This window comes from Vibrio sp. L85 (genome assembly GCF_963871815.1).
GTDB classification, from domain to species: Bacteria; Pseudomonadota; Gammaproteobacteria; order Enterobacterales; family Vibrionaceae; genus Vibrio; species Vibrio harveyi.
In genome coordinates this window covers 91060-102316 of the sequence record NZ_CAWMYL010000020.1, presented here as the reverse complement: position 1 = coordinate 102316, position 11257 = coordinate 91060, and the positions used below count along the sequence as shown (strand labels likewise).

Below are 11257 nucleotides of genomic sequence, written 5' to 3'. Positions count from 1 at the left end.
GTCTAATTTGCTTAATATCTCAACTACTTATATAAAGTCCAAATACATTCACAAAATGGAACTTACTATGACTTCACTTATTGTTTTCATCGTCATCATTTTGCTTATCGCGGTGTTTGCGGTCAGTATTTACAACAAACTAGTGACGCTGCGTAATCGCTTTAAAAACAGCTTTGCTCAGATTGAGGTTCAGTTAAAACGTCGTTACGACCTGATCCCAAATCTTGTCAGCACAGCGAAAGGTTACATGGAACACGAAAAAGAAACCTTCGAGCGAGTCATCCAAGCGCGTAACCAGGCAATTTCGGGCTTGAAAGCAGCAAGTAACGCACCAGACAGCGATGCGGCAATTAGCCAACTGGCACAAGCAGAAGGCATGCTACAAAATGCACTAGGTAAGTTAAACGTCGTCGTTGAAGCTTACCCAGAACTGAAAGCCAACGAAACCATGACTCAGTTGCAAGAAGAACTAACCAGCACGGAGAATAAAGTCGCTTTTGCTCGCCAAGCTTTCAATGATGCTGTTACCAGCTACAACACTTACAAACAAACTTTCCCACCAGTCTTGTTTGCCAATATGTTTGGCTTCCAAGATGGTAAGTTGCTGGAGTTTGCAGACAGCGAAGCAATCCAAGAAGCGCCAAAGGTTGAGTTCTAATGGATTTTTTCGACCATCAAGATACCGCACGTCAGCGTACCGGGCTTTTGGTGTTTCTGTTCTCCTTAGCAGTATTAATCATCACAAGTTTGGTCAGCGTACTATCCATTACTATTTATTACGTAGTAACCGGCGAGCCATTTGATCAACGCACCGCTATTACTTACACCTTGCTGTGCTTTGCAGGTGTGGCACTGGTCGTCGCAATCAGCTCTATGTTCCGCCTATCTGAACTTTCTTCCAATGGCGGTAGTGGCGTCGCTGAAAGTATTGGAGGTAAGCTTATTTCCTCAAATACAACGGACACAAAACACCGCCAATTACTTAATGTGGTAGAGGAGATGGCGATTGCTTCTGGCATTCCTGTCCCCCCTGTTTATGTGATGCCAGAAGAGCGAGGCATTAACGCTTTTGCTGCAGGTATGAGCGTTGATGATGCCGTTATAGGTGTCACGCAAGGTGCGCTCGACAGCTTTTCTCGTGATGAACTGCAAGGCGTCATTGCTCACGAGTTCAGCCACGTATTGAATGGCGACATGCGCATGAACACGCGCTTGATTGGCGTCTTGTTCGGCATTACTTGTATTGCGCACTTGGGTCACTTGGTTCTCGACAATACACACTACACTAGCCGTTCATCAAGAAGCTCTTCCGATTCCGATAAAGGCTTCGCTGTCATCATGCTGATCGCGGTTGTGTGTTTGGTGCTCGGTTGGGTTGGTACTTTATTTGGCTCAATGATCAAAGCAGCTATCTCACGACAACGTGAGTTCTTGGCGGACGCGAGTGCAGTTCAGTTTACTCGTAATGACCAAGGTATTTCAGGTGCGTTGAAAAAGATTGGCGGTCACGCATCTGGCTCTAGCTTGGATGCGCAAGCGAGCAGCCAAATGAGCCACATGATGTTTGGACAAAGCAGCTTGTCTGGCTTCACCGGTTTCTTTGCTACTCACCCGCCTCTCGAAGAACGAATCCGTCGCATTGAACCCAACTGGGACGGCAATTTTTCGCGCAGAAATCATAGCCAAGCTTCGACGTTTGCTCATGAACAAGTCAGCGGATTTGCTTCGGATGCCGATTTCGGCTCTCAAGACCATGAACCACAAAGTGTCACTCCAACTTCCTCAGAACTAAGTGACACAGGAAAACAACTGATCAGCCAATTGCCCCAAGACTTGGTAGACATTGCGCGTGAACCCTACAGTTCGCGCTTTATTGCATTGCTCCTGATCTTTGATGGCAGCGATGTGCAACGTGAGATGATCAAAGGTCATATTCCAACGGTCTCGCACGCAAAGCTGTTACCATGGCTGGATTACGATTTGCCCCTGCACTTAAGGCTTCCTCTGCTAGAGCTCGCCATCCCAGCACTTAAATCAATGAGTGAAGGTCAGAAAAACAGACTTTGCCAAGTGTTGCGAGAGTTGTCTCAAACGGACAATCACTACTCACTGGGTGAATGGTGCGTCATTAACTTGCTGGAAAAGCAGCTTCTTGCGCCTTTTGGCTCTACTCGCCAAAACAAGACATTCAAGCAACTCCAAGAAAGCGTGCACTGGTTGCTACGTGAATTGGCGTGGGTCACGCATTCAGAACGAGAAGGCGCACAACGCGCATTCAACGCTTCGCTCACCTCGCTAGGATTTGCAGAAACGACATTGGAAGCGCCAAACAACAACTGGCGTTTAAGTCGCGCTGCATTGGAGCTGTTGTTGCAACTTAAACCCCTTCAACGGCGACAGTTCGTTAAGGCGTGTCGTTTAGCAATTGAGTCTGATGGTAAGATCACCGTCGCGGAAGGCGAATTGTACCGCGTGATAGCGTGTTTCTTGGAAGTTCCAGAACCGCCGCTTACCGTGACGCTTTAACTGCAAAAAGTAAAACGCCAGCGATGATCGCTGGCGTTTTTGTATTCGGCTATAAGTGACGCTGATTAAGCAGCTTTAAAGCGCTCTGGAATCTTAGTGATGCTTTGACGATAGCTGAACCACAAGTAGGTTACCGCTAATGAGAAGAACAAGTAAGACAAAGCAAACACGATTGGAGATGTAATCAGCTCGGCTGACATACCCCACATTACGCCAATTACCGTAATCGTCAATTTAGATAACATGCCACAGATCAGTAAGAACAAAGCAAGCTGTGGGAAACGCGAACTACGGAATGCGAAGAAGTAGCAGCTACCTACTGCAAGCGATGCAATAGAAAGACCTAGCATGAATGAATGGATGTGATCTGCTGATGCGACACCTGCAGAAACAGAAGCCATAAGTAATAGGAACAATTTCATAAGTCACCTCACTACGAGTAGAGAAAAGCATCCTTTCATTAATGAAAACTCATTTTGCGCCCTATTTTGCTTATCTATTTAGCAATTACAAGCACATTTTTTGCTCAATTTATGTTCACTCCCTCCTTTTGAATCAAGTTATTACAAGCAGTTAACATTCTCTAATTTATAAACCCTTTAGATCCTGCACTTACAGAAAACAGTCTCTATTTTGCCCACTTTTGTTACAGAACATTAACACTAAAATATTTTGAAACTTTTTGCTTAAACTGTGAGCCAAATACCCATGCTCTAGCTATAAACCTTGTTTCACTTAGGATCTCACTACCAAACCAACGATTCTTTACGTTAGATCAACATTTCCTTCATATATAAAACGCTCTCATTACAACCATTTTTAATGCTTCGAATTATTTTTAGTAATAGGGGTAAAAAGAGATTCCAATCACACATTTATTGGTTATAATCCGCGCTCATTACGTTATGCGTTGAAAAATGCAAACTTATTTTGAGTAAACCCTATCTTTAAACCGACTCCTCTTTGCTATCTGCCAAGAGGTATTACTGAGAACAAAAATGAGCAAGATTGATAAAGCTATGCGCATCCTGCTAGCAGGATTCTGTATCAACCTTTGTCTTGGCATCCTGTATGCTTGGAGTGTATTCAACAAAGCACTAGTGACTGAGTCAGGCTGGAGCGCAGCAGAAGCATCTGCACCTTACGCGACTGCAACTATTACTTTCTCTATCTGTCTTCTTGTTGCAGGTATTCTTCAAGACCGTATGGGTCCACGTTTGATCCTTATCCTAGGTACTGTTCTAACAGGTCTAGGCATGATCGCGTCTGGTTTTGTTAACTCACCACTAATGCTGAACATCACTTTCGGTGTGGTCACTGGTGCAGGTATCGGTTTTGGTTACGCGTGTCTTTCTCCTTCAGCAATGAAGTGGTTCCACGCATCTAAGAAAGGTATGGTTAACGGCATCATCGCAGCAGGTTTCGGTCTAGCAGCTATCTACCTAGCTCCTGTGACTTCTGCGCTGATCGACAGCATGGGCATCCAAACAAGCTTCCTAGTTCTTGGTGTCGGTATCCTTGCTATCGCTGTTCCACTAGCAGCAACAATCAACAACCCACCAGCGGATTACACGCCAGCAGAGCCTAAAGTAAAAGAAGGTCAAGCGCCTAAGGTTGTGAAGAAGTCTGACGACCTAACTTGGAAAGCAATGCTTAAAACGCCACAGTTCTACTCTCTATGGATCATGTACGCGTTCGCAGCTTCTGTTGGTCTTATGATCATCGGTAACATCACTACTATTGCAAGCGTTCAAGCGAACCTGCCAAACGCGGTTTACCTAGCGTCTATCCTTGCGGTATTTAACTCAGGCGGTCGTGTAGCAGCAGGTATGCTTGCAGACAAGATCGGTGGCGTTCGTACTCTTCTTCTAGCGTTCGTTCTACAGGGCATCAACATGGTTCTGTTCGCAACGTTCAAAACTGAGTTTACGCTGATCATCGGTACAGCAATCGCAGCAGTAGGCTACGGTACGCTTCTAGCAGTATTCCCTACTCTAACGGCTGAATTCTACGGTCTGAAGAACTACGGTACTAACTACGGCGTGCTATACACAGCATGGGGTATCGGTGGTGCAATCGGTGCTGCTGTTGTTGGTTTCTCAATGACTAACGGTGACGGTTACACGCTTGCTTACACTATCTCAGCGGCAATGATGGCGGTATGTATCGTACTGGCGTTCATCACTAAGCCACTGACTGAAGCGAAAGTAGCACAACTGAAAAACGCTTAATCGACAGTCCAGTTCTATTTATCTAATAGATCTGCAGAAATTGATTCGAAAAAGGCTTAACCTATGGGTTAAGCCTTTTTTATTGTTAGTTGGTTATGGAAAACACCGTCGAACTCGCGCCAGATTACTATCTCGATAACTTCTTTAAGCTCACACAGCACGCTACCAAGTGGTACAGCGATTTACTTAGCGAAGATGAACACCAATGGCTATCCGCGTTTAAGAGCTTAAGCAAGCCTGCACAGTGCCTTCTTGTACGCCTATACAGCCGTAAAGGGTGCTGGTTTCGTAGCGACAAACTCAACTATCAAGAAATTGAGAACATCCAGTCGGCTTTGGATGAATTGGCAACTCATGGTTTTGTCTCGATCTCCCCTGACCTAACGATACAGGAGTTAGCAGCGAATCTACTGACCAAGCCAGAGATCGTCACGCTCTATCCTGAGCATCCTAAATCTCTCAAGAAAGAGGCATTAGTGGCATGTCTAAGTGAAGAGCGTTTCGAGCTATTTGAGGCTCTGGATTTCACGGTGATTAAGCTTAACTCCGCACACATGATTGATGTTTTGCTGACGCTGTTTTTTGCTAATACCCATCAAGACCTCAGTCAGTTCGTGCTTGATGACTTAGGCTTACACCAATTCGAACAATACCAGTTAAGTAAAGCGCGTCGATTCTTCGAGAGTAGAGAGCAAATCGACCGGCTTATTGAACTCAGCCAACTCTCCAACCTTTATTGGCAATGCGACAGAAAACAAAAAGCGAACCTCGATATTCTTATCGAAGCAATGCCAGAACAGGTTGAACATCGCTACGTCGACCGTAAACGTGAGCACATGATTAACGACATTGCCCGTGATTACGAACGCATAAGCGAACTTGAGATTGCAATTGCGCTGTTTGAGACGACCACACTCGCCCCAAGTCGAGAGCGTCGTGCTCGCATTTACGACAAGCTAGAACAAAACGATTTATTTAGTGACATTGTCACGGAGATACTCACCCAGCCTATCGATGTCTCTGAGTTTGAGGTAGCACAGAAGCTCGAACAACGCGTTAAACGTAAACAAGGCTTGAAAGTCCCGAGAGCCACCAAGCCAAAATGCAGCGAATACCACATCGAATTGGATCTATCACAGCAACGTGTTGAACTGGCAACCAAAGCACATTTCGAAAGTTTAGGTTGGACCGTTTTCTATTCTGAGAATACCCTACTCAACGGCTTGTTAGGCTTAACTTTGTGGGATGCGATTTTTGCACCAATAGAGGGGGCATTTATTAACGCTTATCAACATCGACCATTGGATTTGTATCACGCCGATTTTGCCGACAAAAGGAAGCAACTTATTGACAATGCACTTGAGCAAGTTCAACAAGGGAAGACGCAGGCGTTGTTTGATACATACCGAGATAAAGTTGGGATCAGTAATCCCTTCGTCAGTTGGGCATACGTGAACGAAGAGCTGATATCCCTAGCTCTTGAACACATCCCTAATGACCTGTTGGTCGAACTGTTTAACGTGCAGTTAAGTGATCTGAAACTCTATCGAAACGGCATGCCGGATTTGATTGCATTTAAAGAAGGGAAATTTGAATGGATAGAGGTGAAAGGCCCAGGCGATAAACTCCAAGATAACCAATGGCGTTGGATCAAGGAGTTCAATCGCCTCAACGTACCGTTCTCAGTCTGTTAAAGATGCAGGATTCAGAGCGTTGTCATTGATTCGAGGTCAAGGAAAACGACGCCGCGTAATAGCCAGCTCTTTCCAAGTTGTTTGACGCAGAGATCGGGGCAATGACACGCTCCCGAAGGGCGAGCTGTCTTGGCTTGTATACTTTGTTGCCGATTCTTGATTTAGAGTGACTAGATCTTTAAATCGTCGCCGCGTCTACAAACCAAGTCATTCTCGCTGAACCTAGCATCTCGAGGTTACTTGGGTATAACAGCACAAGCTTAGAAAAGAGCCAGAATGGTCTTAGTTACTTACTTTGGCGTTCTTCTGCCCTTTCTTCTCTTTCAATTGATCAATCACGTATCTTGGTGCGACTTTCTCTAGTTTGCCCAAGCACTCGTCTGTTTTCGGGTTGTCGTAGCGAACATAAATGTCACAAACCGCATAAAGCTGCTCCGGCGCGCCAGAAATCAAATACGCTTGCTCAAAAGACGTCACCGATTTGTCTAGGTTGTACTCTTCTTGCAATACACCATTGAGGTACCAGAAGTAACTGTTATCTTTCGCCATGTTGGCTGCTTTCTCAATCTCTAAAGCTGCACTCTTCTTGTCATCAAGACGCACAAGCGTTAACGCTTTCGAGTAATGCAAAGATGCGTTGTCAGGATGAAGCTTAATTGCAGAATCCAGCGTCTTTACTGCATCGGCATCGCGTTGCTGCGCTCGGTAGTTGTCCGCCAAGCTTAACCAGATCTGTGAATTCTCCGGCTGATTGATCACCAAAGCTTGATAGATTTTATCCGCTTTATCCCATTCATGATGCCAACGATAGACATCCGCCAATAACAGTTTGGAACCGTTATCTTGCTTGTTCTCTAAATAGCTGATCAGTTCAGCAACCGGGGCTTCAAGCGTTTGCTTTTGCTCGCTGCTCACGTTAGAAAAATCACGCACTAAGTTGGTCGCCGCAGTAATGCGAACCATGGTTTCTTGGTCACTCAATAATGGCTCAATCATGCGCCAACGATGTTCAATCGTATATGGCTCTGCTCCAACAATCGCGGCTTCACGAACCGCAGGGTCTTGGTCTTGAAGGCTGCGTGCAACCGCTACCAGCGCGTTTTGACTTGGGTAGTTCGCCAACTCGTGCAGTGCTTCAATACGCTTTTCAACGGGTTGTTTGATGTCCTGCGCTTGATAAGACAGCTTCGCAACCATTTGCTGTGGCGACATCTGCGCTGAGTTTGCTTTTTGAGCGCTTGTCACGCTCGCTGATGAGACTTGGTCTGGTGCGAGCAAGGTTTCATCTTGTGCAATGACAGATTGGCTTGCGGTGATACCTAAAGCGACAACTAACAGTGTTTTTGAGAATGTCATATCAATCCCCTTAAAATTTGGTTTCGAATACAGGACGCTTCACCGCTTGTTGGCGTAACACTGCATCACTGTATTTGCCATGTGCCACAGGGTTACCCGTTGCACGAAGAATGTATGCCATTGCCTTATCAGCATGAGAGAAGAACTTTTTCCAACCTGCACACAGGTAGTTCAACCCGGGTTCACCGTCTTTGGTGCGGATGAAACGGTTTTTCGGACACTCACCGTGGCAAGCAAATTGGTAATCACACTGTTGGCACTGCTTGGTTAACGAGCGAGTCTTGGCAAAGCCAAACTTTTGCTGATCAGGACCATAGGCCAACTTGTCTAATTTTTCGTGGTGGATGTTGCCAATCCTGTACTCTGGATAAACGTAGTGGTCACAAGCAAAAACATCACCGTTTGGTTCCATTGCCAAGCCTTTGCCACAAATCTCGCCCAGTGTACAAAGTGGGTTTTTGCGCCCCATCCAAGTCTCTACACTCGCTTCAAAGTACTGCACAAACACTTTGCCAATGTCGTGTTGAATCCACTCATCAAAAATCGCGATAAGGAAGTTACCCCACGCCTCGTCTGCCACACACCAAGGCTCTACTACAGAGTCTTTGTGACCAGGAATAAGACGCTTGTCGCCTTGTTTCAGTTGCTCTTGCGGCTGCCATGTTTGAGGTGCGGTAGTACGGAACGTTTTTTGTTCCACGATGGGAATGAACTGCATTTGCGGTGAGCGTACTTCATCACGCAGGAATCGGTATACCTCAAGAGGATTGCGGCTGGTTAGATTGTTTACACAAGTCAGCGTTGCGAACTTCACTTCGTGTTTGTGCAGCAGTTCAACAGCCTTCATCACTTGGTTAAAGGTACCACGACCTGCGCGGTTGGTTCGGTAAGCGTTGTGCATCATTTCTGGGCCGTCGATACTCAAACCGACCAAGAAGTTATTTGCTTTCAGAAATGCACACCAATCGTCGTTGAGCAATGTGCCATTGGTTTGTAGATCGTTAGAAATGACCACGCCTTCAGGCTTGTACTTAGATTGAAACTCAACAATCTTTTTAAAGTAATCCAAGCCCAACATTGTTGGTTCACCACCCTGCCAAGAGAAGATGATTTCCGGCGTGTTCTGCCCTTCAATGTACTGACGAATGTAGGTTTCTAGAGTCTCTTCATCCATCACAGGCGTGCAGCCTTTTTTGTACTCAAGTAAGTCCTGTTTGCTGAGGTAATAGCAGTAAGTGCAATCAATGTTACAAGCCGCCCCAATAGGTTTTGCCATGACATGTAAACGCTTAGAGGCTTTACCGTTGAACTGAGGACCTTGAGTAATGTGCATACGTCACCTTTTTCGTTATGAAATGCAGCTGAGAACGCTCATAAGCGTGCCATTCTCACCTTGATGACCTAATCATAAATCCCATTAATACAAGAGGCTTGTTATACCGTTTATAACCTTTTTTCATAGCGTTTATTGCTAATATTTATCGTGACTTTTTTGGCGAGAAACTATTGATGAAATCATTTAAAAGCAAATCGTTAACCGCACTTTCCATTCTATCATTCAGCGTATTAATGAGTGGTTGTGCAACTCAATCACCGCACCCTATCGCGCTCAACATTGATCAAGACATGGTGTTGGTGGAAGGCGGTTCATTTGTCATGGGATCGGACAGCGACTCCGCCAAGAAGGCAGAAACCCCAGCACGCGAAGTAAAGGTAGACGGCTTCTACATTTCCAAATTCGAGGTCACTCAAGAATTGTTTGAATCTGTCATGGGTTCTTCAATGAGTTACTTCCAAGGTGCAAACATTCCGGTTAATAACTTGAGTTGGCAGCAGGCAAATTACTTCATCGAGAAGTTGAACGAACTCACAGGTGAAAACTACCGCTTGCCGACAGAAGCGGAATGGGAGTTTGCCGCGAAAGGCGGTAAGAAGAGCCAAGGTTTCACTTACGCAGGCTCAAACAACATTGCTGATGTGGCGTGGTATGCCGACAACTCTAAAAACCAAGCTCACCCCGTTGGTCAGAAGCAACCCAATGAACTCGGTCTTTATGACATGACAGGCAACGTTGGTGAATTTGTTATTGATGCTTATGACGACACCTTCTACCGCTTTGGTCCAACCGAAAATCCAAACAACGCTAAAGACGAAAAAGCAGGCTTAGCACACAAATCCGTACGAGGCGGCAGTTTTGCCTATGATTCTGATGAATCAGAGAATTTCCGTCGAGACTTCGCCAGCCAGTCTATAATTATGTCGGACATGGGACTTCGCCTTGCGAAAGATGCTGATTAAGCACGATTACGCATGAGAAACGACGTGACTGCCCCTTTGCGCATTCTTACCAATTAAGACGTCTCTTGGTTAGGGAAAGAGGCTAAACCTACGTTGTTCTCATTTAACCTCAAATGTATACAAACAATACATTCAAACTTAGGTAAATAATAATATGAAGAAACACATCTGTGCCCTTGCAGTCTTATCTGGTTTATCATTCTCAGCGATGGCTTTAGATTGCGATCCAAACTTACTACCTTCTTGGAAAGATGGCGCGAGTAAATCCGCAATTGTTAACTATGTTGATCAATCTACTGATGCTTCGAAAAAAACCTTCATTGCGGAACAAGACCGCATCGCGGTGTTCGACAATGACGGTACGTTATGGTCAGAAAAACCGTTTTACTTCCAACTGGCATATGCGCTAGACGAAGTGAAACTGATGGCAAAAGACCATCCAGAATGGAAGACGCAAGAACCATTTAAATCTGTACTGAATGACGATATTGAAGGCGTCTTCAAAGGCGGTGAAAAAGCACTACTTGAGATCGTCAAGGTCACTCATAGTGATATGACGGTAGAGGAATATCAGCAAAAAGTCGCCGATTGGCTGAAAGTCGCGAAAGATCCACGCTTTGGCAAAGCTTATACCGAACTTACATACAAACCAATGCGCGAAATGGTCACCTACCTGCAAGAGCATGGTTTTAAGACTTACATCGTATCAGGTGGCGGTGTGGACTTTATGCGCGTTTGGGCACCAGAGGTGTACGGTATTCCCGAAGAGCAAATCATTGGCAGCGCGCTAAAATACAAGTACGACTACAACGACGGTAAGCCAACCGTGACCAAGTTAGGTGAAATCCTCACGATTGATGACAAAGCCGGTAAAGTTGAGAACATTCAGCACATCATCGGTAAGAAACCCGTTCTCGCGATTGGTAACTCAGACGGTGACCACGCGATGATGCAATGGGCAACCAGTCAACCAAACTCTATGGCGATGATCGTTCACCATACCGACGAAGAGCGTGAGTGGAAATACGACCGCAAGTCCAGTGTGGGTCATTTAGATAAAGCAATGGATGAAGCCAATCAGCGTGATAACTGGCACCTCATTGACATGAAAAATGAGTGGTGCACGGTGTATTAACCATACCTTTGCAACTG

Annotated in this window: 9 protein-coding genes; 6 read left to right on the top strand and 3 right to left on the bottom strand. The window is 45.4% G+C overall.

Features of this window, described 5'->3' with window-relative positions; translation table 11 throughout:
* Positions 1 to 67: 67 nt before the first annotated feature.
* A complete protein-coding gene (locus AACR11_RS03750; RefSeq protein ID WP_029789887.1) occupies positions 68 to 658 on the top strand; it encodes a LemA family protein in 591 nt (196 codons plus the stop codon).
* A complete protein-coding gene (locus tag AACR11_RS03745; RefSeq protein ID WP_029789888.1) occupies positions 658 to 2526 on the top strand; it encodes a M48 family metallopeptidase in 1869 nt (622 codons plus the stop codon). The genes AACR11_RS03750 and AACR11_RS03745 overlap by 1 nt, the downstream gene beginning before the upstream one ends.
* 65 nt (positions 2527 to 2591) lie before the next feature.
* On the opposite strand, the gene AACR11_RS03740 is transcribed toward AACR11_RS03745, so the two are convergent.
* The gene (locus AACR11_RS03740) at positions 2592 to 2948 is read right to left on the bottom strand and encodes a hypothetical protein (RefSeq protein ID WP_005447150.1); all 357 of its coding nucleotides are present in this window, start codon (positions 2946 to 2948) and stop codon (positions 2592 to 2594) included.
* Between the two features lie 576 nt (positions 2949 to 3524).
* Here AACR11_RS03740 and AACR11_RS03735 point away from each other — a divergent pair.
* Both AACR11_RS03735 and AACR11_RS03730 read left to right on the top strand, forming a co-directional pair.
* Positions 3525 to 4757 (top strand): L-lactate MFS transporter, encoded by a 1233-nt coding sequence (locus AACR11_RS03735; RefSeq protein ID WP_005447152.1) that lies wholly within the window; start codon positions 3525 to 3527, stop codon positions 4755 to 4757.
* 95 nt (positions 4758 to 4852) lie between these two features.
* The gene (locus tag AACR11_RS03730; protein WP_079325541.1) at positions 4853 to 6451 is read left to right on the top strand and encodes a VRR-NUC domain-containing protein; all 1599 of its coding nucleotides are present in this window, start codon (positions 4853 to 4855) and stop codon (positions 6449 to 6451) included.
* Between the two features lie 282 nt (positions 6452 to 6733).
* Here the strand turns inward: AACR11_RS03730 and AACR11_RS03725 are convergent, their stop codons facing one another.
* Positions 6734 to 7807, bottom strand: coding sequence for a tetratricopeptide repeat protein (locus AACR11_RS03725; RefSeq protein ID WP_029789890.1), 1074 nt, complete (start codon positions 7805 to 7807; stop codon positions 6734 to 6736).
* Between the two features lie 10 nt (positions 7808 to 7817).
* Positions 7818 to 9140, bottom strand: coding sequence for an anaerobic sulfatase maturase (locus AACR11_RS03720; protein ID WP_029789891.1), 1323 nt, complete (start codon positions 9138 to 9140; stop codon positions 7818 to 7820).
* Between the two features lie 176 nt (positions 9141 to 9316).
* On the opposite strand from AACR11_RS03720, the gene AACR11_RS03715 reads away from it, so the two are divergent.
* Both AACR11_RS03715 and AACR11_RS03710 read left to right on the top strand, forming a co-directional pair.
* On the top strand, positions 9317 to 10105 hold the full coding sequence (locus AACR11_RS03715; protein ID WP_005447158.1) for a formylglycine-generating enzyme family protein: 789 nt from the start codon (positions 9317 to 9319) through the stop codon (positions 10103 to 10105).
* A 154-nt stretch (positions 10106 to 10259) separates the two neighbouring features.
* Positions 10260 to 11240, top strand: a complete 981-nt coding sequence (locus AACR11_RS03710; RefSeq protein WP_029789893.1) for an HAD family hydrolase — start codon at positions 10260 to 10262, stop codon at positions 11238 to 11240.
* The last annotated feature ends 17 nt before the right edge of the window (positions 11241 to 11257 follow it).